General features: G+C 42.9%; 23 protein-coding genes. 3 read left to right on the top strand and 20 right to left on the bottom strand.

The genetic code is table 11. From position 1 onward, the window contains the following. Positions 1-14: 14 nt before the first annotated feature. The 9 genes from M3180_RS21055 to M3180_RS21015 all read right to left on the bottom strand — a co-directional run bounded on the left by M3180_RS21055 (position 15) and on the right by M3180_RS21015 (position 11,098). The gene (locus M3180_RS21055) at positions 15-809 is read right to left on the bottom strand and encodes an ABC transporter permease (RefSeq protein WP_251671162.1); all 795 of its coding nucleotides are present in this window, start codon (positions 807-809) and stop codon (positions 15-17) included. 19 nt (positions 810-828) lie between these two features. Further along, positions 829-1,617 (bottom strand): ABC transporter permease, encoded by a 789-nt coding sequence (locus tag M3180_RS21050; RefSeq protein ID WP_251671160.1) that lies wholly within the window; start codon positions 1,615-1,617, stop codon positions 829-831. Between the two features lie 19 nt (positions 1,618-1,636). Continuing rightward, complete coding sequence (locus M3180_RS21045) at positions 1,637-2,626, bottom strand: ABC transporter ATP-binding protein (protein WP_251671158.1); 990 nt, start codon at positions 2,624-2,626, stop codon at positions 1,637-1,639. Between the two features lie 213 nt (positions 2,627-2,839). After that, on the bottom strand, positions 2,840-3,457 hold the full coding sequence (locus M3180_RS21040; RefSeq protein ID WP_251671156.1) for a fumarylacetoacetate hydrolase family protein: 618 nt from the start codon (positions 3,455-3,457) through the stop codon (positions 2,840-2,842). 5 nt (positions 3,458-3,462) lie between these two features. Then, a complete protein-coding gene (locus M3180_RS21035) occupies positions 3,463-5,412 on the bottom strand; it encodes an ABC-F family ATP-binding cassette domain-containing protein (RefSeq protein WP_251671154.1) in 1,950 nt (649 codons plus the stop codon). 1,151 nt (positions 5,413-6,563) lie between these two features. Further along, positions 6,564-7,949: a class II fumarate hydratase gene (gene fumC / locus M3180_RS21030; RefSeq protein WP_251671152.1), complete on the bottom strand. Its 1,386-nt coding sequence runs from the start codon at positions 7,947-7,949 to the stop codon at positions 6,564-6,566. A gap of 214 nt (positions 7,950-8,163) precedes the next feature. Further along, a complete protein-coding gene (locus M3180_RS21025; protein ID WP_251671151.1) occupies positions 8,164-8,832 on the bottom strand; it encodes a bifunctional 2-keto-4-hydroxyglutarate aldolase/2-keto-3-deoxy-6-phosphogluconate aldolase in 669 nt (222 codons plus the stop codon). 102 nt (positions 8,833-8,934) lie between these two features. Beyond that, positions 8,935-10,131 (bottom strand): multidrug effflux MFS transporter, encoded by a 1,197-nt coding sequence (locus M3180_RS21020; RefSeq protein ID WP_251671149.1) that lies wholly within the window; start codon positions 10,129-10,131, stop codon positions 8,935-8,937. Positions 10,132-10,282: 151 nt separating this feature from the next. Beyond that, positions 10,283-11,098: an undecaprenyl-diphosphate phosphatase gene (locus M3180_RS21015; protein ID WP_251671147.1), complete on the bottom strand. Its 816-nt coding sequence runs from the start codon at positions 11,096-11,098 to the stop codon at positions 10,283-10,285. A gap of 150 nt (positions 11,099-11,248) precedes the next feature. Between M3180_RS21015 and M3180_RS21010 the strand changes: the two genes are divergently transcribed. Then, complete coding sequence (locus M3180_RS21010; protein WP_251671145.1) at positions 11,249-12,154, top strand: 3'-5' exonuclease; 906 nt, start codon at positions 11,249-11,251, stop codon at positions 12,152-12,154. Positions 12,155-12,273: 119 nt separating this feature from the next. On the opposite strand, the gene M3180_RS21005 is transcribed toward M3180_RS21010, so the two are convergent. From M3180_RS21005 to lplA, 9 genes are all read right to left on the bottom strand, one after another. After that, positions 12,274-12,972, bottom strand: coding sequence for a hypothetical protein (locus M3180_RS21005; RefSeq protein WP_251671143.1), 699 nt, complete (start codon positions 12,970-12,972; stop codon positions 12,274-12,276). Continuing rightward, positions 12,972-13,838, bottom strand: coding sequence for an ATP-binding cassette domain-containing protein (locus M3180_RS21000; RefSeq protein ID WP_251671141.1), 867 nt, complete (start codon positions 13,836-13,838; stop codon positions 12,972-12,974). Before M3180_RS21000 ends, M3180_RS21005 begins: the two co-directional genes overlap by 1 nt. Then, positions 13,838-14,200, bottom strand: coding sequence for a GntR family transcriptional regulator (locus M3180_RS20995; RefSeq protein WP_251671139.1), 363 nt, complete (start codon positions 14,198-14,200; stop codon positions 13,838-13,840). The genes M3180_RS21000 and M3180_RS20995 overlap by 1 nt, the downstream gene beginning before the upstream one ends. A gap of 287 nt (positions 14,201-14,487) precedes the next feature. Continuing rightward, positions 14,488-15,090 (bottom strand): response regulator transcription factor, encoded by a 603-nt coding sequence (locus tag M3180_RS20990; RefSeq protein ID WP_251671130.1) that lies wholly within the window; start codon positions 15,088-15,090, stop codon positions 14,488-14,490. Further along, positions 15,087-16,223, bottom strand: a complete 1,137-nt coding sequence (locus tag M3180_RS20985; protein WP_251671128.1) for a sensor histidine kinase — start codon at positions 16,221-16,223, stop codon at positions 15,087-15,089. Before M3180_RS20985 ends, M3180_RS20990 begins: the two co-directional genes overlap by 4 nt. A gap of 167 nt (positions 16,224-16,390) precedes the next feature. After that, complete coding sequence (desA, locus tag M3180_RS20980) at positions 16,391-17,410, bottom strand: Delta(5) desaturase DesA (RefSeq protein ID WP_251671126.1); 1,020 nt, start codon at positions 17,408-17,410, stop codon at positions 16,391-16,393. A 173-nt stretch (positions 17,411-17,583) separates the two neighbouring features. Beyond that, positions 17,584-18,819 (bottom strand): aminopeptidase, encoded by a 1,236-nt coding sequence (locus M3180_RS20975; RefSeq protein ID WP_251671124.1) that lies wholly within the window; start codon positions 18,817-18,819, stop codon positions 17,584-17,586. Between the two features lie 125 nt (positions 18,820-18,944). Further along, entirely contained in the window at positions 18,945-20,663 is a 1,719-nt protein-coding gene (locus M3180_RS20970; protein WP_251671122.1) for a methyl-accepting chemotaxis protein, read from the bottom strand. Between the two features lie 181 nt (positions 20,664-20,844). Then, positions 20,845-21,834: a lipoate--protein ligase gene (lplA, locus tag M3180_RS20965; RefSeq protein WP_251671120.1), complete on the bottom strand. Its 990-nt coding sequence runs from the start codon at positions 21,832-21,834 to the stop codon at positions 20,845-20,847. 133 nt (positions 21,835-21,967) lie between these two features. On the opposite strand from lplA, the gene M3180_RS20960 reads away from it, so the two are divergent. Continuing rightward, positions 21,968-22,933, top strand: a complete 966-nt coding sequence (locus tag M3180_RS20960) for an aldo/keto reductase (RefSeq protein ID WP_251671118.1) — start codon at positions 21,968-21,970, stop codon at positions 22,931-22,933. Positions 22,934-23,050: 117 nt separating this feature from the next. On the opposite strand, the gene M3180_RS20955 is transcribed toward M3180_RS20960, so the two are convergent. Continuing rightward, complete coding sequence (locus tag M3180_RS20955) at positions 23,051-24,040, bottom strand: Gfo/Idh/MocA family protein (protein WP_251671116.1); 990 nt, start codon at positions 24,038-24,040, stop codon at positions 23,051-23,053. 20 nt (positions 24,041-24,060) lie between these two features. Then, a complete protein-coding gene (locus M3180_RS20950; RefSeq protein WP_251671114.1) occupies positions 24,061-24,561 on the bottom strand; it encodes a CYTH domain-containing protein in 501 nt (166 codons plus the stop codon). A gap of 138 nt (positions 24,562-24,699) precedes the next feature. Between M3180_RS20950 and M3180_RS20945 the strand changes: the two genes are divergently transcribed. Further along, positions 24,700-25,878 (top strand): ParB/RepB/Spo0J family partition protein, encoded by a 1,179-nt coding sequence (locus M3180_RS20945; RefSeq protein ID WP_251671112.1) that lies wholly within the window; start codon positions 24,700-24,702, stop codon positions 25,876-25,878. Positions 25,879-25,900: the final 22 nt, after the last annotated feature.

Here is a 25,900-nt window from a genome sequence, read left to right as displayed (position 1 = left end):
CATTTTATGTTTCGTTAACCACCTGCACCTTGATACTTATTAGCACCAAACATCCAAAATCTATAACCAGCCCAGTAGCATAATAAGCCAACAAGTGGTACGAACCACTTTGCCCAGATAGGCAACATTACCGTATCATGGGACATCAGGTATGATGCTGGATAATAATTCACGAAGGCTAATGGAATGACAACTGTCAATAAAATTTGAATGAATGTACCAAAGATCGGAAGTGGATAGGAAATAAAGTCCTTTAACCTGAAAAATAATGTAAACATAAAGTTCGTTCTCACCCATATAAAAGAAAAGGCTCCGATCACTGTGAGAATCCCTGCCTGTATCATCGCACCACTTATAATGACTAGTATCAGATACAAATAATCACTAATAGTCCAATTCATATTTAACTCAATCATTGCCCAGATTAAGACACAACCTGAAATTGAGATGTGAGCAATATAAGCTAAATTAAACCCTCTACTAATTACATAAAAATAAGGATTAACCGGCTTTATAAGCAAGCTGTCAAACGTCCCCTTCTTTACTTGATTTTCCAACTCACGCATTTGAACAAATGAAAATGATGCACCTAGCGCATACGTAATTAAGCCGAGACTGTATAAAAAGGCGATCTCTGGCCATGTCCAGCCAGCAATCGTATTAAATTTTTTAATAAACAACCATATGACGATATAGTCGCCAGCATAAGCAACAATTTGTGAAAATATTGAAAGGATAAAGTCCCCTCGATATTCCATTCGTTCCTTTAGCAAGAGACGAACAAGTTTACCAAACAATCGAAACGTCACAAAATTCCTCCTTATTTCATTATCCACCTTGTACGACCAAACGTCGCACCGCTCTTGTCCAAAGCAACTGAACTAAAATTAACAATCCAACAATCCATCCTCCACCTGCAACTATAATCATAAATAATTCTTGAACAGGGATGCTTCCTAAATATATTGCCGCTGGGATATACCCCATGTATTGAAATGGCAATAGGTTCGCTACGGTAACCCATGAAGAAGGAAAAAACCATATTGGCAAAAAGGTTCCTGAAAAAATGGTAATAAATCCTCTGAGCATCCAGCTAAGAGCAAAATGATTCATAAACCAAAATGCTAACAACGATATCAAATAACCTATTAAAAATGAAATGATTAGTGCTATTAAAAGTGCTATTAAAAAGACGAGGAAGTGTGTTAAACTGGCTGGCGGAACCATTCCAAAAAAGAATAGTGCAATAATGAAGGTAGGAAAAACGGTAAACAAAAGCTGATAGATCGTATTGCCTAATTCATCAAAAAGTAAAAATAACGGATACGAGATCGGTTTAATTAATTCTGACGCAATAGATCCCGATTTTAAGCTTTCATCTACTTTACCGCTTATACCGTGTAATAAAAGCGACATAAGTAATGTATTGATAATGCTGTAGGTGATCATCTGCTCTACCGTAATTCCTTCTACATGTCCGTGGCCAATAACCGCCCGCCATATCTCAGCTTGAATTAAGATCGTAACAAAATTACCTAATAAGCGAAGCCAAACTTCCGAACGGTACGCAAGCTGCTTTGAGAAAGCTTTGGCTGAAAAACTAATATATGTACGCACTCATCTCACCCTATCCGATCTATTGATTTGCAGCTAATTGCTGGTAGAGCCTTCTAATGACAGATTCTATATCCGTATGCTCGATAGAAACATCTTCTACGTAATGCTTCGCTGCAATCTGACTAACAAGTTCAAACACACTGGATTCATTTCTAGTGAACAGAAACGTTTTTCTTAATCCTTCCTCTTGCAGCAAGGTAACTCCTTGTACATCGATTATTCCAGGCTCCTCACGGAACTCTATAACAACCTGTCTTTCATTTCCTAATTTCTCGCGCAATTTTGCTACAGAACCGTCATAGACAAGCTCGCCTTTATTTACAACTATCATCCTCGGACATATCTCTTCAATATCTTTCATATCGTGCGTCGTTAGTACAATCGTTACTTTTTTTTCACGATTAACAGTACGTAAAAACTGTCTGATCTGGTCCTTCGCCATAACATCAAGACCAATCGTCGGCTCATCGAGGAACAATATTTTAGGATCATGGAGCAGCGCCATGGCAATTTCTACACGCATGCGCTGTCCTAAGCTAAGCTGCCTTACTGGCTTCTCAATAAAATCTTTAATTGCTAGCATTTCCAAACAAAAGGTTAAGTTTTTTTCAAATGTAGCATCTGGTATTTTATATATATATTTGTGGAGATCAAATGAATCTTTTACAGGCAAATCCCACCACAATTGACTCCGTTGCCCGAAAACAACTCCGATCTGCATCGAGTTTTCTTTTCTCGCTTGATGAGGTACTTGACCAAGTACATGCAGTTCTCCTGAGGAAGGCACTAAAATTCCACTCATCATTTTAATCATCGTTGATTTTCCAGCACCATTAGGACCTAAATATCCTACTGCTTCACCTTCTTGAATAGAAAACGTTAGCTCTCTAACTGCAGTTTCTTCCGTATATTCACGTGTAAATAAACTTCTAATCGATCCCATCACTCCTGGAAATCTTCGATATTGACGATATGTTCTAGTTAAACCATCAACAGATATAATGCTCATTCCAGTGCTCCCCCGTTTTCTCACTATATTCTAAATAACTTTTGTAATAGCTTAATACAATAATACCAGAAATTTCTACATGTATAATTCAACTATTTTCTATATAGTTTTTAGTGTATATTACAAATTTCTACACATTTAAAATAAAAATAGACCGCCCCAATAGCAACGGTCTTTAGAAATTTAACGATTAATGATGATGTTTTTGGGAAACTATTTAATTGTACAGCTTCCAAGCAGCTCGCCATTCCAATAGCACTGCAGTTGATCGCTAGGATGCAGTGCGGCAACTCCAGCTGGCGTGCCTGTATAGATTAAATCACCGGCACCTAAGCCATATTGCTCATCGATAAAACGAATCAGCTCATTACAGCTAAAGATCATATCCTTCGGCTGGCCAATCTGTGCTAGCTCATCATTACGCAGCAGCTTAAACTCACCCTGCTCAATCTCTTCAGCTGACTTAAACGGCAACCATTCGCCAATCGTTGCAGCTCCTTTAAATCCTTTGGCAGCAAGCCAAGGGTGACCCTTCTGCTTAAGCTGAGACTGCACATCTCTCAGTGTTAAATCGAGCCCTAGAGTGAAGGCATCAACGGCTTGCTCAAGCGTCATGCCGGATGAGTAGCCCTCTCCAATTTTTAGCACTAGCTCCAGTTCATGATGGACTTCGCCACGATCCTTCGGAATGACGATTTCCTGCCCATTCATCTGCCTTAGAGCATGCGTCGGCTTTGTAAAAATCATTGGAGACGAGGGTACCTCATTACCAAGCTCTAAAGCATGCAGGCGATAATTCCGTCCCACACAATAAATGTTTCCTACTCTCATGCTTGTCATCCCTTCTTCTGAGCTTCGATTTGCTCTGCTAGCTCATTTAGCTCGGTCCAGCGATCCATCAACTGCTCTAGCTTTTGCTCTGCAGCCTGTTGTTTTTCGGTGAGCTCAATTAGCATACCAGCAGATGATGCATTTTTCTCCATCTGTGCCGCTATCTCTTCTAGCTCCTGCTCAGCCTCCATTATCCAATCTTCGATGTGCTCATAATCACGCTGATCCTTATAGGACATCTTCAGCTGACGCTCCGGTTGACGAGTCTTCTTAGCCTCAGACTCAGCTGATTCAGCTTTACTTGCTCCTGCACTGCTGCTCGACAAGCCACGGTTGTTGTCTTTACTAGTCTTCTCACGACTCGCTGCATACTCCGCATAATCCGAATAATTCCCCGTATGGACAACTTGTTCTCCATTATCTTCAAATGCGATGATCTTCTCTACCGTACGATCTAGGAAATATCGATCATGGGATACAACAAACACGACGCCAGGAAAATCATCCAAATAATCCTCCAAAATTGTCAGTGTAGCAATATCTAGATCATTCGTCGGCTCGTCCAGCAGAAGCACATTCGGTGCTTCCATCAAAACTCGAAGCAGCTGAAGCCGTCGTTTTTCTCCTCCAGAGAGCTTGGAGATGGGTGTCCATTGCATGGTCGAATTGAACAGAAAGCGTTCTAGCATCTGACGAGCTGATATCGTTGTACCATCAGCTGTTTTAACCTGCTCGGCTGTTTCACGAATATATTCAGACACACGCAAGCTTTCATTCATTTCCTCGCGCTCCTGCGAGAACCACCCTAACTTAACGGTCATTCCCAGCTCAATGCGTCCTGTGTCTGGCTCTAGCCTGCCGCCGATCATTTTAAGCAGTGTAGATTTCCCAGCACCATTTCGTCCTACAATACCGACACGGTCACCAGGCGTTGCGATATAGCTAAAATCTTGAATAAGCTGACGCTCGCCATAGCTCTTGCTGACGTTCTCTATCTCAACAATTTTTCTTCCGAGACGCGTTGATGCTACTGAAAGCTCAATCTTCCCATTGCCTTCCTTGGGCGCTGCTGCCTGTAGCTTTTCGAACCGTTCAATGCGCGCTTTTTGCTTCGTTGTGCGAGCTTTTGCTCCACGTCGAATCCAAGCCAGCTCATTACGCAGCAGGTTTTGACGTTTTGATTCAGCTGCAGCCTCCCGATCCTCGCGGTCGATCTTCAGCTCCAAAAACTTACTATAGTTCGCTTCATAGAAAAATGCTCTTCCCTGATCCAGCTCAAGTATGCGATTGCTTACACGATCAAGAAAATAACGATCATGCGTAATCATAAGTAATGCACCACGTCGCTTCTGAAGCATGCTCTCCAGCCATTGAACCGATTCATTATCGATGTGGTTCGTGGGCTCATCCAATATTAAGATGTCTGACGGTAGCACAAGTGCGGCTGCCATCGCGACACGCTTGCGTTGCCCTCCCGACATGTGAGCAACAGGCTTATCCCATTCTGTAATGCCTAGCTTATTCAAAGCTTGCTTTGCTTCACTTTCAAGCTTCCAAGCATCAAGTTCATCCATCCGTGCATTTGCTTCAATCAGCTGCTGCTGGGCTGCTTCATTCATCGGATTAAGCTCAACGAGCTCCATCGCCTCATGATACTTCGTATAAGCCTGGAATTGCGGCGAATCTCCTCCGAGTACATGCTCTAGTGCAGTCTCGCTTTCCTTGAATTGTGGATCCTGCGTTAGCATGCGAATAACCGCGTGATTAGCAATACTGACTTTTCCTTCATCAGCAGGCTCGATCCCAGCAATAACCTTCAACAAGGTTGATTTCCCTGTTCCGTTCACGCCGATAATTCCGATCTTTTGGCCTTCCTCTACTCCGAAGCTTACGTCCTCGAATAGTACCTTTTCTCCATAGCTTTTCGATATATGTTCAACAGATAATAAATGCATATGCGTACCTACTTTTCACTTTATTCGTCCTAGTCTATTTTAGCATAGTAGATGAGGTCCGTACATTTCAGTGTAATGTAGTAAGGCGTATGAGAGGCTGGCTGGGAGAGTATGAGCAAATGCGCTGTTAAGTGCACAGGGTGTACATCTTCACGTACTTCTTCGCGTACTTCTACCTCGCGACCTCTTCACGTACTTCTTCGTGTACTTTTTCGCGACCTCTTCCTGTACCACTTCGCGTGCTTCTTAGCGAACACTTTCCGTACCACTACGCGTACTTCTTCGACCTCTTAAATCCCCTGCTGATCTCAAGCATGAATTGAATTGCGCTTTACGGCTAGTGCTGGCGCTCACATGCCACTTGACTTGGTTTTTGTATGGTTATTCATATGAAACTGGCTCCTACCTCTCCACTTTACTCACTTTTGTGTGGTTTTTCATACAAAACCTAGACGATGCGCAACACATCACATGCTTTTGTATGATATTTCATATAAAACCTAGGCGATGCGCAACACATCACATGCTTTTGTATGATATTTCACATAAACGAGGCACTAACCACATTACTTTACTCGCTTTTGTGTGGTTTTTCATATTAACCAGGAACTTCAGCGCCACTTTACCCACTTTTGTATGATATTTCATATAAAAAAGGCGGCTAACGCACCACTCCGCTCACTTTTATATGATTTTTCACATAAATCAGGTACCTAACGCGCCACTTAACTCACTTTTATATGGTTTTTCATATAAAACAAGCACCTTCCCTGTCACTTTACTCACTTTTATATGATATTTCACATAAAATGGCACGACGCACACCATTCCACTCACCTTTATATGGTTTTTCACATAAAACCGCGCTCGGAGCGTTAAACCAGTCACTTTAAATTCTAGCACTTAAAACCAAGCACGTTAAAACCAGCCACGACGAGCGCTACTTCACTCACTCCATCAATCTGCTTCGACTCCAATACATGCATGCCGTTCTCATCTGTATCCTTGAACATCCGCCACCCATAAACACTAGAGCAAACAAAAAAGCAGATGGTACAAAATGACGAATCATTTTGCTCCACCTGCTTAATTAACATACCCGTTCATAATTCATTACACTACGACACTACGATCAACTCAAGGCGAGAAGCCTACTTGCGGCCGATCATATTCTCCGGGCGTACCCACTCATCAAACTGTTCTGCTGTTAGCAGCCCGCTAGCAACCGCTGCTTCCTTCAACGTTGTGCCTTGCTTGTGTGCAGTTTTAGCGATTTTAGCAGCATTTTCATAGCCGATATGCGGATTTAACGCAGTAACTAGCATTAGCGACTGATCCAGATTGCGTTCAATCACTGCAAGATTCGGCTCAATGCCAACCGCACAATTATCATTGAATGAAATCATAGAATCCGCTAGAAGTGCTACGGATTGCAGGAAGTTGTACAGAATAACTGGCTTAAATACGTTAAGCTCAAAGTTACCTTGGCTCGCTGCCACTCCGATCGCTGTATCATTACCAATAACCTGGCATACTGCCATCGTCATCGCTTCACTTTGCGTAGGATTCACCTTACCTGGCATAATGGAGCTGCCCGGCTCATTCTCAGGAATTGTAATTTCACCAATACCACAGCGTGGACCGCTAGCTAGCCAGCGTACATCGTTCGCAATCTTCATTAAGTCCGCAGCAAGTGCCTTGATCGCACCATGCGTATAAACCATTTGGTCATGACTCGTTAAGGAATGGAACTTGTTGCTCGCAGTAACGAATGATTTGCCAGTCAGCTTCGTCACTTCCTCAGCAACCGCAACCGCATAATCTGGATGAGCGTTCAAGCCTGTCCCTACAGCTGTACCGCCTAGAGCAAGCTCTCGCATGCTGTTTACGCTATATTCGATCATATCACGTGACTTATCAAGCATAGCAGACCAACCGCTAATCTCTTGACCGAGCGTAATTGGCGTTGCATCCTGCAGATGCGTACGTCCAATCTTTACAATGTGATCGAATGCCTCTATTTTTGCTTTCAGCGTTTTATTCAACACATCAATCGCTGGCAATAAACGATCCTCCACAGCGATAACACCAGCAATATGCATCGCAGCAGGGAATGTATCATTAGAGCTTTGAGAGCGATTCACATCATCGTTAGGATGAATGCGCAGCTCACTGCCGCGCTCAGCAAGCAGCTGATTCGCACGATGCGCAACGACCTCGTTCACATTCATATTCGTCTGTGTGCCGCTGCCTGTTTGCCATACGACTAATGGAAATTGATCATCCCATCGGCCAGCCAAAATCTCATCTACCGCTTCACCGATAACGGCCGCCTTGTCCGCATCAAGCACACCAAGACGCTGATTAGCTAACGCTGATGCCTTCTTCACGATAGCCATTCCATAAACAACCTCAAGCGGCATCTTTTCACCACTGATCTTGAAGTTTTGTAGGCTACGCTGTGTCTGTGCTCCCCATAGCTTATCTGCTGGAACTTGAATTTCACCCATAGTATCACGTTCAATACGGTATTCCATTACAACATTCCCCTTTACTATGTTATCGTTCGGTCGACGACAATGTACATCAACCTTGTACGGCTTATAGACTTGTCCTTTACAACTTAAACGTAAAGTAAGTGTTCAAAATGCTCAGGTTCGATGTAGAACAGCATTACATCGTGATCAAAGGATTTTTTGAACGTCCACTTAAACGTCTGCGCCCATCCTGTTACGGAGTGAGCGCAGTAAATTATAGCCCCTTCGCTTCACGATACGCTTGCATGTATGCAGCTGACTTTTCCTTGATTAACTCGAAGTTACCTGTTTTAACGGCATCCTTCGTCAAGTCTGAGCCAATACCTACCGCAACTGCGCCCGCTTGTATCCATTCCTTCAGATTAGCAAGGGATACACCGCCAGTTGGCATCATATTTGCTTGTGGTAGCGGACCTTTAACCGCTGAAATTACACTTGGAGAATACAAATTACCCGGGAATAGCTTCACAATGTCTACACCTAGCTCTAACGCAGACTGAATCTCTTGAATTGTCATTACACCAGGTAAGCATGGAATGCAATAGCGATTGCACAGCTTGACCGTATCCGGGTTTAGCGCAGGCGCTACAACATATTCAGCACCAGCCATTATCGCAGCTCGCGCTGTCTCAGGGTCAAGCACCGTCCCTACGCCGATAATAGCAAATCTAGCATCAGAAGGATCTACGTCACAACGGTATTTACCGCTGAGCTCTTCAATTGCCTTCAATGCGTGTGGAACTGTCATCGTAATCTCAATGGCTTTAATACCGCCTTCAATGGCATATTCAGCCATACGTACAACTTCTTCTGCAGAATCTGCTCGCAATACAGCGACCACTCCAGCTTCAGTTAGCTGCTGCAGCACGTTTAGCTTTTTCATCAATCTGCTTCTCCCCTTATCACGTATAACTACCAAAATTATATACGTTTTACTAGAGCAGAGCAATGCTTGCTTGAAAGGGTATTCATGCCTTATAGGCATCTATTGCAATCGTTTTCTCGTTAATAGCATAAATGCGAGCAATGAGCAGCAGACCATCACCATCATAATCGATGCCATTGGAAGAGCGGAGTCCACTCCACCGAGACCGACAAGTGGTGCAATTAGGCCTCCAAAAGCAAATGATGCCATGCCAAGCATGGCAGAAGCACTGCCTGCTCGTGCACCTTGCTCCTCTAGTGCCAAAGAATTGGCTGTCGTATTAATTAAGCCGACGCTTGAAATAACCATAAATAATCCTACAAGAATAATAGCAAGTGGTCCCTGCAGCAGTATCGTCGACACCATAATGATTGCACCCGAAAGACTATACAGCAGTCCTGTCACAAGCATCGTTTTGCCAGGTATTCGATGAGCAAGACGACCAGCTACTTGTCCAAGCGCTACAATGCCAAGTCCATTTATACCAAATACGAAGCTGTATTCACGTACGCTAAGCTCATATAGCTGCTGTAGCACGAATGACGAGCCGGATATATACGCGAACATCGAAGCCATAATAAAGCCTTGCGTCAGAACAAAGCCCATAAAGCTCGGATCCTTGAGCAGCAATCGAAATGTATTCAGTGTCTGCTTTAATCCACCGCTTGATCTTCTCTCCTGTGGCAGCGTTTCTTCGAGTGAGGTATAAATCCCAATAAGCATAATAATACCGAATATTGACAGTGCACCGAATACTCCTTGCCAGCCAAACCAACCTATGATTTCCCCACCGATAACAGGCGCTAGAATTGGTGCTGCCCCATTGATCACCATCAAAGTAGCCATAAACCGAATAAGCTCAGGTCCAGAATACAAATCCCTAACACTTGCACGCGATATAACAAGTCCTGCTGCACCTGCAAAGCCTTGAACAAAGCGCAGCAGTATAAAGCCCCAAATGGATGATGACAGAATGCAAAGCAACGAAACGAGCGTATAGACCAGCATACCGATAAGTAAAGGCCTTCTTCTGCCCTTTACATCACTAATTGGGCCGATAACGAGCTGCCCTATTGCCATACCGACAAGGCAGGCTGTTAAGCTAAGCTGGGTTAATGAAGCTGTAGCGTTAAGCTCTTCTGCGAGCTGAGGAAAAGCAGGTAAATACATGTCAATGGATAAAGGGCCTAGTGCAGACAGCGAACCTAAAATCGCAGCAATACCAAGACGCTTCTTCTTACTAATCGCAATCTCCAATTGTTAGCTCCCCTTTTCGTTTATTAGTAAGTACTACAGCGAAGCTCAACCCCTCGATCAGCGTCCTTCATGATGAAGGACGCTGATCGAGGGGTTGAGCAACTTACTTAAAATTTGAACTGTAGGTTCACAAATTATCATTTTATAGATTTTACATAAAAATAAGGATTAAGGCTCCGACAAGAAAGCAATAATAGGAAAAGTAGTGTAAATTTCCTTTTTCCATAATACCCATAAACCAGCGCATCGAAAAATAAGTAACGACAAGGCTTGTGACAAATGAGATTAAGTATGGCAGCCAAAGTGCTTGCAGCTCAGGATCAGAAATGATATCGGATAAGCCAAGCACAACACCGCCTACACTAACTGGAATATACAGCATAAAGGAATAACGCAATGCCGTATCCTGCTTCATTCCCGTTGCAATGGAAGCGATAACGGTTGAACCAGAGCGGCTAATACCCGGTATAAGCGCTACAGCTTGAGCTAAACCAACAAGAATAGCATCCTTAACGGACAGATCGCCATCTCGCTTCACACCGCGAAAATTACGGATGAGCCAAAGCGCTACACCTGTAACGAGCAAGGCAATAGCAACAGTCGTTAGCGACGTTGAGAAAATCTCTTCAATCTTATCCTTGAACAATACACCGATAACACCAGCTGGAATCGAGCCGATAATAATATATAGAATAAAATTAAAGTCTGACTTATATTGAGTTTCTTTTGTTTTCACATAACCAAACCCATTTTTAACTAATCGGGTGATGACTTCTCGATAAATAAATAGGATAGCGATAAGCGAAGCAGTATTCGTCATAATTTCAAACGATAAACCGTGCTGCTCCATTCCTAGCAAGTTTTGTGCAATAATTAAATGACCACTAGAGGAAATTGGGATCGGCTCTGTAAAGCCTTGAATCATCCCTAGTATTAAATATTTTAACCATTCCAACATCTCAGACATAACGTGTGAGTCCTCCCTTTCATACTTAAAACAAAGCAAAAACAACAACTTATATAGTATATACGAAACTAGGTTTAAAAGGAAAGCTAACGCATTGTGCTCAGTTTCTGCTAAAATGAATGGGCAAGCTGATAACGGAGGTTACACATCTTGGACTATATTGTACTTGACATAGAGTTTAACGGGCGCAAATTCGCTAGCGAGCTCCCTATGGAAGTGATAGAGATTGGTGCTGTTCGCCTGAATAGCAAGCTAGAGCAACTGGATACATTTACCGCTTTTATTAGGCCAGTCTATTTTTCTAAATTAAATAGCTTTATTCAGAAAAAAACCGGTATACCACAAGAGGAAATTGACCGCGCAGATCGTTTTCCTACGGTCAGCAAAAGCTTTCTTCATTGGCTTTCTGCTTCCGATGAGCTCATGTTCATTACGTGGGGCGGGGAGGATTTTAAGCGCATCATTCTGGATACACGCATGCACAAGCTAAGCGATCAGTATTGGATGACTACGCCTTATTTTGATCTACTGAAGGGTTTTACACGATATAAAGGCTTAAGCAATGATGTAAGTGTAGAAGGTGCTCTTGAAATGCTAGAGCTTGAAGGCTCTGGCCAAGCGCATCGTGCGCTTGATGACGCACTCATGACTGCTCAAATATTCCGGGCCATTTATTCTCACTTGGACTTTGAACGCAAGCAATTTTTCGTAGATACGTATACGAATGCTAAGGAGCGCCGTGCAATTAAAAATTCAGTACGCATGCTGCGCGCGCAAAAGCTTGAAGCAACATGGGAGAACTACGTTGCACGTTTTGTGAGAGAGCGGATTGAGACTGAAGACCCTCGTAAACTAGCTGAGATGAGGAAGCACTTTGAGAAGGAAGCTGCAAAGCCAGTAAAAGCTATACCTGCCGTTGAGCATGCCGCTAACGATACGAAGCTGACGCAGGAGCAGTCTACCCATCAAGCGCCAGAGACTAGCACAAGCACCACAATAGCACCTATAGATAAGCAAATGGAAGAAGAAACGCAGCAGCCTAATAACGAGCAATAGCATAAATAAAAACCTTCAGGTCGTCTCATGTAAGGGAGCTGCCCCTATCTACTTGATAGAAGCAGTCCAGAGATACCTGAAGGTTTTTTCGTCATGCTTTCTGATTGTAGCGTGTACTGCTACACATTTGCAGATACAGTTGAAACACGACGCGTCAATAGCCATACAATTGCTAGTACAGCGACTGCTATAGCTAGCATCGCAACAACAAACAATGCTGCATTCCAAGATAGAAGTCCATCTACTAGTGGACCGTACCACTTAAGAGGTACTCCGATGAACAGTAGCGCCAGAATAACGCCAAAGAAACTATATCCACCAATCGATCCAAAGCGATAGAAAATTACACTCGTAAGCATGCCTGCCATAGCTAGCATAAAGATCGCAGAAGCATCCATCACGTAATTTACAACAAGTGACAAGCTGTTATCGTAAAGCATGGTCAGTCGAGGTACGGTGACGGAAGTTACATCGAACTGCTTAGTAAAAAACAGCAGCAAGGCATTAATAATGAACAATACGGCCGCATTAGCTAGTGACCATAACAGCATAAAGCCACCAGTCACTGCGATATAACGTGAACGATTCAAGCCATAGCGAAGCAGAATAGCGAGTGAACGATCTAATAATTTCATGGAAATAATAAATGTAAAGATAAGGACCATCACAATTCCGATCGTCATTATTGTTATATCAGGAAATAGCATCCCCATAATAAGTGATAGGAATAGAAACATCGTATTAATTGCCGTAAATATATAAAAGTCTCGCTTGTAGCTTAGGAACAGTGTGTATAGTCCACCTTTGATCTGGTTCATTATCCAATCTCCCTTCTCTTGTTCTTGCTAAGTAGTACCATAAGCTCTTGAAGCTTAATCGATTCAAGCTTTAATGAAGCCGGTGCAGCAGCAGGCACATTCTCATGCATAATTACGGCTGTATGCTCATTCATAAATTTACTGCGATGAATCACTTTACTGCTGCCAATATACGCTTCCAGCTCCTCTTGTCTTCCTTTCGCCTTCACGATATTCGTTTGAATATCTTCGTATGGCTGGTGCACAAGCACCTTTCCTTCATGCATAATTAACACATCCTCGAACAAATTACTTGCTTCATCGATCAGATGTGTAGACAGGATGAAGGTTCTAGGCTCTAGCGCATGCTGTTCAACTAACAGCTCATAAAACAACTGACGGCCAGATGCATCCATGCCGATATAAGGCTCGTCGAAAATGGTAATAGGCGCGCCGCTAGCTAAGCCTGTAATAATACCTAGTGCAGACACCATTCCTTTAGACATATTTTTAATTTTATCTTTTTTACGAAGTGAAAATTGCTCTAGCAGCTCTTCCGCTAGCTCCTCGTTCCAATTTGGGAAAAAGAGCTTATTCAGCGTCAACACTTGCCCGATCGATACATGCAACGGAAAGTTCCCTGTCTCAGCTATAAAGCAAACCTGCTTCATTAACTCGCCATTATTAAATACCGGCTCTCCCTCGACTTCAATCGTGCCAGAGCTTGGAGCAACGAGCCCAGCCAGCATATTAAGAAAGCTAGTCTTTCCCGCTCCGTTGTGACCAAGAAACCCAATAATGGCAGGTCCCTGTAAATTAAAGCTAACCTCATCCAGCACCTTGCGGTTGCGATACTGCTTTGTCAACTGGCTTACCTTAATATTCATTACTTTTTCCTCCCGATCATATCGATAAGTTCTTCTAACGTAATGCCTAAGCGCTCTGCTTCACTAATCAATGGATTGAGGTAGCTCGACTCAAAGCTTTGCTTCCGCTCCTCGATTAAAATTTTTCTCGCATCAGAACTGACAAACATGCCGACACCTCTTTTTTTATAAATAATCCCGCGGTCCACTAGTTCATTTACACCCTTATTCGCTGTAGCAGGGTTGATTTGATATTCCTTAGCAAACTCATTAATTGAAGGAATTCGCTCCTCCGCCATAAGAAAGCCGTCAATAATCGCATCTTCAATCTGTTCCTTAATCTGCTGAAAAATTGGCTTATCGCCTTCTAATATAATGTTCACATTCGTTTCACTCCTTGTTTCAATCGCTTATATGAAGCATAGCATGCATCGTTGATGTTTCAGCTTCTTGTCTATGTAATGATCTCAATGAATCATCCAGAACAGTGCCTACGTTACTTTAACTAATACTTTGGTTCATCAGTTGATTGGTTAGTTACTTATGTAGCTAACTATAGTACATCATTCTATTCATGTCAATCTTATTTTCCAAATTATTCGCATTTAAAGAAAAAAGAGGGAGCCTCAATGGTCTTGGTACTGACCTTGAGCTCCCTCTGTATTACCTATTATTTAAACCAGCCTTTTTCCTTAAAGCGTGTAATTGCTTCGATTCGATTACTGACACCGAGCTTCTCGAGTATAGTAGAAATATAATTACGAACGGTTCCTGTTGAAAGAAATAGCTCACTCGCAATTTCCTTCGTATTTTTTCCGTCTGCTACTAGCCCAAGCACCTCTTGCTCACGCTCGGTTAGCGGATTGTCACCGCCGCTGTATGCTTCGTCCATCAGCTCAGCATCATAGATACGTTTTCCGTCCATTACACTGCGTATGGATGTGGCAAGCTCCTCCGATGGACTATCCTTTAGCAAGTAGCCGTATACTCCCGCCTTCATTGCCCGCTCAAAGTAACCTGCCCGGGCAAACGTCGTCAAGATAATGACCTTACACGAGCTTCCCTTTAGTTCCTCTGCTGCTTCCAATCCACTTTTGATCGGCATCTCTATATCCATAATACAAATATCAGGCTTCAGCTCTTCTACGAGCTGTAATGCTTCTTCGCCATTCGATGCTTTCCCGACGACCTGCATATCGTCTTCTAGATCAATTAATGATGCTAGGGCACCGAGCAGCATACGCTGATCCTCTGCTATAACTATATTAATCATGTTATCGACTCCTTCATCGGCTGGCGAACCGCATGGGGTACAGAAATTTTCAAGCTTGTACCCTCAGCACCAGTTATCTTGAGTGTGCCATTTACAAATTCTAACCGCTCCTTCATTCCACGGAGCCCATTGCCACTTGTTCTATCCTTCGCTTCATTCAGGCCAATTCCGTTATCCTCGATTAACAGGCTAACTTCATCCGCACTTACAATAATAGCAATACGGCAGCGAGTGGCCTTGCTATGCTTAACAATATTAGTGACGGCTTCCTTCATGCACATGCACAGTACGTTTTCTGCTAGCAATGCAGTGGAATGCAGCTTGGGATCACCCTCGAGCTCCAATTCGATCTGCGCTGCAGCTAGCATTTGGCGAACATTGTGTACTTCATCCTCCAAGCTGGTCCCTCTCATTTTAGTAACGAGATCGCGAACCTCCTTCAGTGCCGTGCGCGCCGTTTGCCTAATATCTTTAATTTCCCTCTCGGCTTTATCCAAATCCTTATGCAACAGCTTACCTGCTAGATCACTTTTAAGCCCAATTAGTGACAGCTTCTGACCTACGGTATCATGCAAATCCCGAGAGATCCGCTGTCTTTCCTCTAGCTTGACCAGCTCCGCAATACGCTTGTTCGCATGCTCTAGCTCTCCCTCTAGCTGATCGTGCTTCTTCTGATTATAGGTGTTAAACGGTAGCAATATGACAACGACTAGACAAATAAGAATAAACGGAAACTGCGTAAAGAAGATTTGCTTCTGTGTAGCTAGACCATAGTTCACCGTTACAAACGTTGTAATGAGATGTATAATGTACAGCGTATAAAATCCAGCTTTATTTTTAATATTTCCAATAAAAAATGCGAGGAAGATGGAAAAATAAACGTAGCTGAACACGACCGTCATGATCATAGAAATAATGAGCTGTGCACTCGTCCATACATAGATCGGCCAGCCTTTAGATAAAAAGGCCAGCAAATAGAACACAAAGAATGCAATGATTAAAATTGTCCCCGATACAACCTCGACGGTTGAAGATAAACCGAATATAAAGTAAAAGGGCAATATGCAAAACACTAGCCAAATATATGGTGATAAGCCTGTTCCCTTATGAAACGTTTGATACCACTTGTCCATTGCAACGCTCCTTGCATGTGAATCGTTTTATTTAAGTGTACCATAAGTCCTTGAACATTTGACTTATCTATTCTTTTAGATAGCCAGCTTTCACACGACCATCGTATTCTAAAATGCCCTGATGCCGCCTAGCGGTATCAGGGCATTCTAACGTTACGTCATGCTTTTTAAGCTGGGATTCGTTGCTTCTTTATTGCATGTTTCTTCGCTTCCTTAAAGCTAACAAAACGCTTTGTTTGTTCATCCCAAAGTGCAACCTTTAGGGACAAGAAGCTTTCTTTTATACCAATCGTTGTTGCCTTATGCAACGGCGGGGTTTCAACATGAGCCTGTTCCAAGTAATAGTTAGGCACCTTAGGGCTTAGATGATGCACATGGTGAAAGCCGATATTGCCCGTTAACCATTGTAGTGGCTTAGGAAGGCGGTAGTACGAGCTGCCTTCTACTGCTGCATGAACATAGCTCCACTGCTCATCATGCTCAAAGTAAGATTCCTCGAATTGATGCTGTACATAGAACAGCCATATGCCAAGCGCACCTGCTATATAGAAGGATGGCAACTGGATCAAAAGCACAGCTTCCCAGCCTACAAGCAGGATAAGAATCGCATACATTGCAACAATGAGAACATTCATTAGATACGTATTCAGGCGTTCCTTACGGCGAGCACCTTTACGATTAAAACGATACTGCACTAAGAATACAGCGAATGGTCCTAACACAAACATGACAAATGGATTTCGATATAAACGGTAGCAAAGCTTTCCGAAGCTTGAAGCTTCCGCATATTCCTGTACTGTCATAATCCAAAGATCACCAACGCCTCGCTTATCAAGATTGCTGCTCGTAGCGTGATGAATCGAATGCTCATTTTTCCATTGTAAATAAGGTACATGTGTAATTGTTCCTGTAATGATGCCAACGATATCGTTCGCTTTCTTATTAGTAAAGAATGACCCGTGACAGCAGTCGTGGAAAATAATAAAAGTCCGGACAACAAACATACCTGCAGCAAGTGCTAAAGGTAAGGTTAACCAGTAAGAGATGGATAAACTGTAGTATGCTGCCACCCAAAGTCCAACAAGCGGTATTAATGTATTACATAATTGACGAATGCTTAGTGCTAACGTCGTTTTTTCATACTTTTTCATTTCTTTTCGAAGTTGTGTCTGCCTAGGATCGTTCATAAAGGTTCTCTCCTTAACGTTCGCAGCAGCAAAGCGAAGTTGCTACAACGAAGTAATATCTTTATTTTATCCTAAACAGCCCTAAATTTATAAGTCATAAACGTAAGGAAGACGATATGACAGTTGTCATATCGTCCCCCAAAGTTAGCGATTATCTTTGTTATTTCATTGACTTAAAACGCCCACTCGCCATTACGGAATACAGGAACAACCGTGCCGTCCGCTTGAATTCCATCAATGTCCATCTCGGCTGAACCGATCATAAAGTCATTGTGCGTAATACTTTCGTTTACGCCATGAGCAGCAAGCTCCTCAGGGCTCATCGTTTTACCACCTTCGATGTTAAAGGCATATCCGCTGCCAATCGCAAGATGGTTAGAAGCATTTTCATCAAACAATGTGTTGAAGAACAGAACTCCTGATTGTGAGATTGGTGAACGATGCGGCACAAGCGCAACCTCGCCTAAGTAGTGAGAGCCTTCATCGATTTCTACTAGCTTTGCTAAAAATTCTTCACCTTGCTTCGCCTCGTATTTTACAATACGACCATTTTCGAATGTGATCTTAAATTCATCAATGACATTACCACCGTAGCTAAGCGGCTTCGTACTAGAAACATAGCCATTCGTTCCATCACGATATGGAACGGTAAATACTTCCTCAGTCGGCATATTTGCCATGAAGATATGGCCTTGCTCATTTTCACTACCTGCCGATACCCAAACATGCTTATCATCAAGCTCGATGAACAAATCCGTTCCCGGCGCACGATAATGAAGCTTCTTAAAGCGGTAATTATTAAGCGCAACTGCTTTCTCATGAAGCGTAATGTTATGCTGCTTCCAAGCTTCGATTGGATCTTCAGCATCTAGACGAACAGCTTTATAGATGGCGTCCCATAGCTTGGCCACTGCTTCATCCTCCGAAGCTTCAGGAAATACCTTTTCAGCCCAGTCCGCTCCTGCTGCTGCAACAACCGTCCAGCTTACCTTATCCGACTGAATAGCACGTCTGAAATCTACTAGCTTCGTACCAGAAGCCTTCTGGAATGCCGAGATACGGTTAGAGTCGATGCCTTTCAGTAGATCAGGGCTTGACGATACAAGAGAAATAAACGCTCCGTTATTATTAACGAACTCATTACGTTTTTCTGCTTCCCAGTCTGGAAAATAACTAAATACTTCTTCTGCTGCATTCGTATATTTAAGTCGAGATAATTTATCATCAATCCAATCAACATGAACATTGCTTGCCCCCGCTGCATACGCCTCCTCGGCAATTAAACGAACAAGCTCTGCCTGATCTACAGCCCCTGTTAAAAACACTGGCTGTCCCTTTTGAACATTAACTCCTACCTGCACAATTAGCTTTGCATATTTTTGCAGCTGTGCTTTCCAATTTGTTGACATATGTACATCTCCTTTTGAATCAGATCAATACTTTCGCTGTTAGTATGATCAGTAAATACCCTCTCTATTATAGCATCGCAAGGAAAAGAACACATCTTTTAGTCCTAGCTGTATCGTAATCAAGCCTAGCTTAACTTAAAGCGAGACAGTAGACCTTCGAGCTCAGCTGACTGCTCACTAAGCAGTTCAGCCATTTCTTTCATTTGTTGTACAGAATCGTACTGCACCATAATGTTTTTCTTAACCTCTTTCGTTGCATGCATCGCTTCATCAGAAAGCTGAGCAGCGTCCTCAGTAAGCTTATCAAGCTGGTGGATGCTTGTGTTGATCTGAAGTGAAGTAGCTGAAAGCTGGCTTGCCTGCTGCTGAACCGAGTTTATCTCATTGCCAATCCGATTAAAGATCTCACCTGCAGCCGAAACAGCCGTTACTCCGGTATCAACTTCTTCAATACTTAATCTCGATGCTTCGTTCGCTCCTGTTGAAAGAGAGAGCATGTGCTCAATTAATTGCTCTACCTGCGTAGCTGCCTGATCGGATTGATCCGCTAGCTTCCGTACCTCCTGGGCAACCACACTAAAGCCTCTTCCTTGTTCACCCGCGCGTGCAGCTTCTATCGATGCATTCAGTGCAAGCATACTCGTCTGTGCTGCAATTTGCTTTATAAGATTAACGATATCCTGTATGTCCTGTGATAGATTTTGCAGTGCTAATAAATCCTCCATCACTTTTTTAGAGGACTGCTGAATTTCTGCCATTTGCTCTTGAAGCTCAGCCATAGACTCATTACCGGAAACAGATAATGCTGTTGCATGACTTGCTGCTAACAGCATTCGCTCAGCTGTCTCGGTAACATGTGTCATGCCGGAAGCAGTCTCTCGCATCGCTTGTGTCGTCTCGCCTTGAGCTTGATGCTGTATACTGAACTGTTTATCTGCCAGCTCGATATGCTGTGATAGCTGCTCTCCTAAGCGGTCTGCTGATACAACATTACTAGAGAGTGTTGTTATCGACTGTTTAATTACCGTTTGACTAGCGGACAATCTCACTAAGGTTGATCTAAGCTCGGACGTTAAAGCTGCAAAAGCTCTACTCAACGCCGCAATTTCATCACTGCCGTTGTCTGAGAGCTGTACAGTTAAGTCTCCCGACTGTACTAGCTTCATCGATTTAAGCAATGCTCTTAATGGACCAAGCATCCATCTAGTTAGGGCATAAACAAGAATAATCGACAGAACTAATGTCGCTGCAATAATAACAAACGTCGTTATACGATTAGAAGCAAGATGCTCATAAATATCTGTAGCATCAAAATCAGCTCCGATCACACCTACCATCTCTCCTGCGTCATTAAGAATTGGAGTATAGGCCGATATGGTTGCGCCGTACGCTTCAACATAATCGAGAACACCTAATTGTGGTTGCTTACTGGAGAAGGCAAGCTGCACCAGCTCATCAAGCTCTTGCTCTACCTCACCTAGCGCAGAAAAGTCTTCACTACTATGATCTAAAGCGCTGCCATCTACAACATAATATATGCTTCCATCCTCGGCAAGGCTCATCGTATATAAATATTTTAGACCATTGCTCTGCTTTAGCTGGTAAAGCTGCTGCTGCAATTCTTTGTAGTAGTCGTTCATTTGCATGACTTCTTTAAGCTCTTCATAACGCACTGAATCCACTAACTCAGCAGCTGCATTCGCAATGGTCTGTGCCTGCTTTCCAATTGATTCAATAACAACACGTTGAGAGGTGGAATACGTGTAATAGCTTATTCCAATTCCACTAGCTAATAAAATAATGGATAAAATCAAAATTAAACGTGATTGCAGGCTTCTAAGCAAGCTCATTCCTCCTAAAGTCCTATATATAGTAGTCATTATAGCATGGTGTGTTAAATTTTGTATAAATGTGTTGTAAACGCTCGAAATATTTATTTTTTACATAAAAAAGGAGCTGATCCAGTGATTACACCGGTCAGCTCTCATTGATTAGCCATAGGTTAGATACAGATTATATTGCTTATTAAAATAATAGATTCATCCAATCCTCTAATGTAATGGGTCCGAAATAATAGGTAAGGTCAATTCCTTGAGAAACTTCACGAAGCGCCTCTTCTGTATAACGGACGCCGACAAGCTTTTCTGCGACCTCATTACGATCACCACGACCAAAGAAGTCCCCGAATATTGCAGCATCCTTAATGATGCCATCCTGTACATTTAATCGAACATCGAACGTTCCTGCGCCTTCTATCCGCTTACGCTGCTGCATATTAAACTCCGGTGAACGACCATAGTTCCATTCCCAGCTGCGGTAACGTTCATCGGCTAGCTGGTGCACCTTCTTCCAGTCTTCCTCTGACAGCTCATATGTAGGGATCTGCTCGCTGCCTGCAAAGATAGAATGAAGAATAGTCAATCTAAACTGTTCAATCGTCATTGGTTCCGTTAAAAATTCACTAATATTTGCTACACGGCTGCGAACCGACTTCGTTGATTTGGATACGTATTTTTCCGCGTTAACTTTTAATGCACTCGCAACCTTATCCATCTCAGACTGAAATAGAAGTGTGCCGTGGCTAATAATTTTGCCGCGTGAATGGAATTGTGCATTACCGGAAATTTTGCGCTCTCCAACCTGTATATCATTACGGCCGCTAAGCTCTGCATCTACACCTAATTGCTTCAGTGCAGCGACAACAGGCTCCGTAAACTTCTTAAAGTTATGGAAGGAAGAGCCATCATCTTTCATAATAAAGCTAAAGTTTAGATTGCCAAGATCGTGATAGACTGCTCCACCACCGCTCATTCTTCGGACGATATGAATACCGTTCTCCTTCACATACTCTGCATTAATTTCCTCTACCGTGTTTTGATTTTTGCCAATTATGATGGAAGGCTCATTGATATAAAATAATAAATAATTGTTTTCTGGAAGCTGTCTAAATATGTATTCCTCTAAGGCTAGGTTAACCGCTGGGTCATGATTCTGTTCGTTGCTTACAAATAACATGTGTTACCCTCCTATCGTTCAATTAAGAAATTATAACCTTTTTGAAACGAGCTTTTCAACTTCGATCCCGGAATGTCATAATAGAGTAGGTAGTAATAATTATGCACACACGCGACAGAGGAGGATGATACACATGCAATATCACCATTTAGGCAAAAGTGGCTTAAAGCTATCAGCAATCGGACTTGGCACCAATGCATTCGGTAAACGAGCTGACCGGGAAGCCTCTATTTCTATTATCGATGCCGCACTGGAGCGCGGCGTTACCTTTATTGATACTGCCAATATTTATGCTGGTACTCATTCAGAGACTATAATTGGCGAGGCACTAAAGGGTAGACGCGAGCAGGTTGTGCTGACGACGAAGGCTGGCTTGCCTACTGGTAGCGGCGTATATGACCGTGGCTCTTCACGCAGACATCTTACTCAGCAGCTTGATGCTAGCTTGAAACGACTGCAAACCGACTATGTTGACTTGTTCCAAATACATACCTTCGATCCTGACACCCCCTTGGAGGAAACACTACGATGCTTAGAGCACTTTATTCAAGCTGGGAAGGTAAGGTATATCGGCTGCTCCAACTACTATGCATGGGAGCTGATGAAGGCACTTAGTATAAGTAAAGAGCTCGGTATAAGCTCCTATATCTCGCATCAGACAAGCTACTCACTCGCAGATCGAACACCAGAGCGCGAACTGATTCCACTATGCTTAGATCAAGGAATAGGTATTATTCCATATTTCCCGCTGGCAGGAGGCATTCTAACCGGCAAATATGCACAAGGAGTACCAGAAGGCTCGAGAGCAGAAACAGATCCGAACTTCAACCGTTTTCTGCAAGAAAAAACGTTAACGCTTAGCAAGCAGGTTCATCGACTGGCCCAAGAGCTTAACACGACGGCCAATGTTCTTTCCATTGCTTGGCTGCTTCACCAGCCAGTTGTAAGCAGTGTTATTGTCGGCGCTACTAAGCCTGCTCAGCTTGAGGAAAATATGAAGGCACTCGATCTAAAGCTTAATGCAGAGGTGCTTAAGGAACTTGATGCTATAAGCTCAGAGTTTAAGCATGGCGAGCCTTTTGCCATATACCGTATCTAAAGACTAGTTAGACCGTAAAAAACGAACAAGAGGATGCTCTATGTCGCGGATCAATAGACCGCTTTGCATAGAGCATCCTCTTACTATTATTACGTTATTTAAACATGAAGGAAATGACTATTTCTCTAGATCTGCTGGATATACAAGACCAATTTGCTTACGTACCTCATCCATAATTTCCATCGTAATTGATGAGTTCTCGAATGAGTTAATCGGAGATTCTGTCTTCTGCTGCTCAATGAGTGATATAAAATGTTCAACCTCGTAATACATATCATGTTCAACTGTAGGCTGAGATAAATCACGTGTTTCTCCAGAGCGAAGCTTCAATGTTATTTCATCTGGGTCACTTACTCGGTTAAGCACAAGTGCTCCCGCTTCACCTTGAATCTCAAACGGCAAGTACGAGCTGCTAATTTTAGAATACTGGATAACTGCATCAAAGCCATCATACGATAAGATGATGCTGCCTTGTCCATCAACACCTGATTCTAGCATGTAGGCTGATGCGACAATCTTTTTTGGCTTACCAAACAGCACAACAGCAGGATAGATGCAATAAACCCCAATATCCATAAGTGCACCATTGGAAAACTCCGGCTTAAATGCGTTCAGCACCGTCCCTTGCTTGTAAGCATCATAGCGCGACGAGTATTGACAGAAGCTTGCAAAATACCGACGTACTGTTCCGATTTCCTCCAAGTGCTCCACCGCTTGTCTAAAGGCAGGTAGGGTCGTTGATTTCATTGCCTCCATAAATAGTATACCCTTTGAGCGTGCAAGCTTTATTAGCTCGCTCAGCTCTCGACTATTCGACGTCACTGGCTTTTCGCAAAGCACGTGAATGCCTCTCTCTAATGCAAGCTTCGCATAATGAGCATGCAAATTGGTCGGTGATGCAATGTACAGTGCATTCACTAGCCCACTATCAAGCATTTCTTCTGCCTGTGTAAAGCGATGAGGTATGTTATGCTTGTCCGCAAATGAATTTGCAGTCTCCATCGAACGAGAGCAAATAGCGGTAACCTCAAAATTATTAAGCATAGAGCCCGCGGCAATAAATCGATCACTAATAAAGTTCGTTCCAATCATTCCAAACGATACCATGGATATCTCACCTCTTACATCTATTGTTTCTCAGTCTGCAGCTGCTTCCATACCGCTTTGTTGCTGTATTTCTTATTAAAGCTTATTTCCTCTCCAAACCAGCTAGGCGGTACGAAGGAGTCTGCTTCCTCCATTGAGCCGAATTCTACTTCTACGACAACAAAATCAACCTGATCATACACATCAATTTCGACGAGCAACTCACCGAACATTGCGGTAATTCTGTTTTTCGTTAAAGGCACAAAGCCAAATGCTTCAACGACCTGGTCGTAAATAACCTTCGTAATATTGTATTCGACTTCTTCTCGTGCTAAGCCCACACCGTTTTTGAAGGTATGAGTATATTCATAATCATTAGACGACAAATCTAGAATGCGGCGAACCCGCAGCTCTTGATCCTTGTCCATTGCAATATACGTTTGTTCAATTCTTTGCTCCGACTTAACTGTAATGATCCCCTGCTCAATGAGCTGCTGATAAGGAATCGTTAATAAATATTTCCGCTCTATCTCCAATGCCATGATCGTATGCCTCCACTTGTTCTATTACTCTCTACAAGCTATCAGAATATGATGCTCCGTGCAAGTAGTTAACGCTCGGCTAATATGGAATAGGCATGGTACAATAGAGAGTAGATAAGTGGAGAAGGGAGCCCTGGAATGGACATTACGTTAATTAAGCTGTCTCTTATCGACGAGGATAAGGATCAGCCGCGGTATCAATTTAGTCAGGACGCATTAGAAGAGCTTGCTAACAGTATTAAAGAAATCGGTTTGCTATCGCCCATTAAAGTTAGAGACACCGGGGATGGTCGGTATAAAATTATTTATGGCAATCGGCGCTACAAGGCTTCTCAAATGATCGGACTTGAGTCCATTCCTTGTATCGTATCGGATGCTACCGATGAGATGGACATATACTTTGAACAAATTGCCGAAAACCTTACTCGTGAGGATTTCTCACCAATTGAAGAAGCAGAAGCATTTCATAAGCTTATGAATGAAGACGGCTTTCGCAGCTCAATTAAGCTGCTATCAAGCAAGCTAGGTAAACCAGAAAGCTACATAAAAAACAAATTAGAGCTACTCAAATTCGGCAGCGCAGTAAAAAAGCTAATTGTCAGTGGCACACAAATTCGTAAGGATTGCTTGACTGAGGATCAGCTTATGCCTCTTAAGGATCTACCTATAGAGTTTCGTGATTCGTTAGCGTTAACTGCTGCACGTGATGAGCTGCCAGTAAGTGATGTTAAAAAAATTGCGAAGCTATTCAAGGATAAATCAATCTCTGATGGTACGAAGCAAAAGCTTTTATTAAAAACCGGCAGCGGTTTAATTGAGACTTGGTCCGTATTCGAGCAAAATCGGAAAGAAAAACTTGCTCGTGAAAAGCAGCAACAGGAGGAAGCAAGGCTAGCAGCGGAACGTAAAGCTGCGCAAGTTGCAGCGCTTGAGGCTGAGCAGGAAGCTTCTGCTTCCACTACAAAAGAACATGCGGAAAGCAGCGGAGCACAGTATGGCGAAGCAACGGCCACAGCTGCCGCTACACCAATTACGCAGAATACACATTTGCAGCTGGAAGGTAATTATATTGGTGCCGTCGAAGCGGATGATGCTTTGCTTCCAAGCAATACCATGCATGCCGTTTCGCTTGACAAGGCTAATTACAGCATCACGATAGATCACGCTTATGCCGAGGCTGAAGCGCTGCTGGTGCAATTAAGGAATGGCGATATGCAGCAATTGGACGCTTGTGAGCAGCTATCTAATGATATGTTGATTAAGCTGCAGCAGCTTCAAGATCTTTGGCGTACCATTATGCGAGAAAGCCAGGCGTAATCAAATTTAATGGTGGATTGAA

Origin of the sequence: Paenibacillus camelliae, assembly GCF_023715345.1 — a bacterium.
GTDB classification, from domain to species: Bacteria; Bacillota; Bacilli; order Paenibacillales; family Paenibacillaceae; genus Pristimantibacillus; species Pristimantibacillus camelliae.
This window is presented reverse-complemented; position numbering and strand designations above follow the sequence as displayed.

Excerpts from the sequence above, each read along its gene's own strand:
- M3180_RS21035 (WP_251671154.1), bottom strand. The coding sequence starts at position 5,412 with ATGCATTTATTATCTGTTGAACATATATCGAAAAGCTATGGAGAAAAG.
- M3180_RS21045 (WP_251671158.1), bottom strand. The coding sequence starts at position 2,626 with ATGAGCATTATATCTGTTGATGGTTTAACTAGAACATATCGTCAATAT.
- M3180_RS20955 (WP_251671116.1), bottom strand. The coding sequence starts at position 24,040 with ATGGTATCGTTTGGAATGATTGGAACGAACTTTATTAGTGATCGATTT.
- M3180_RS20945 (WP_251671112.1), top strand. The coding sequence starts at position 24,700 with ATGGACATTACGTTAATTAAGCTGTCTCTTATCGACGAGGATAAGGAT.
- M3180_RS20975 (WP_251671124.1), bottom strand. The coding sequence starts at position 18,819 with ATGTCAACAAATTGGAAAGCACAGCTGCAAAAATATGCAAAGCTAATT.
- M3180_RS21015 (WP_251671147.1), bottom strand. The coding sequence starts at position 11,098 with ATGTCTGAGATGTTGGAATGGTTAAAATATTTAATACTAGGGATGATT.
- M3180_RS20960 (WP_251671118.1), top strand. The coding sequence starts at position 21,968 with ATGCAATATCACCATTTAGGCAAAAGTGGCTTAAAGCTATCAGCAATC.
- M3180_RS21025 (WP_251671151.1), bottom strand. The coding sequence starts at position 8,832 with ATGAAAAAGCTAAACGTGCTGCAGCAGCTAACTGAAGCTGGAGTGGTC.
- M3180_RS20985 (WP_251671128.1), bottom strand. The coding sequence starts at position 16,223 with ATGGACAAGTGGTATCAAACGTTTCATAAGGGAACAGGCTTATCACCA.
- lplA (WP_251671120.1), bottom strand. The coding sequence starts at position 21,834 with ATGTTATTTGTAAGCAACGAACAGAATCATGACCCAGCGGTTAACCTA.
- M3180_RS21005 (WP_251671143.1), bottom strand. The coding sequence starts at position 12,972 with ATGAACCAGATCAAAGGTGGACTATACACACTGTTCCTAAGCTACAAG.
- M3180_RS21000 (WP_251671141.1), bottom strand. The coding sequence starts at position 13,838 with ATGAATATTAAGGTAAGCCAGTTGACAAAGCAGTATCGCAACCGCAAG.
- M3180_RS20950 (WP_251671114.1), bottom strand. The coding sequence starts at position 24,561 with ATGGCATTGGAGATAGAGCGGAAATATTTATTAACGATTCCTTATCAG.
- M3180_RS20990 (WP_251671130.1), bottom strand. The coding sequence starts at position 15,090 with ATGATTAATATAGTTATAGCAGAGGATCAGCGTATGCTGCTCGGTGCC.
- desA (WP_251671126.1), bottom strand. The coding sequence starts at position 17,410 with ATGAACGATCCTAGGCAGACACAACTTCGAAAAGAAATGAAAAAGTAT.
- M3180_RS21040 (WP_251671156.1), bottom strand. The coding sequence starts at position 3,457 with ATGAGAGTAGGAAACATTTATTGTGTGGGACGGAATTATCGCCTGCAT.
- fumC (WP_251671152.1), bottom strand. The coding sequence starts at position 7,949 with ATGGAATACCGTATTGAACGTGATACTATGGGTGAAATTCAAGTTCCA.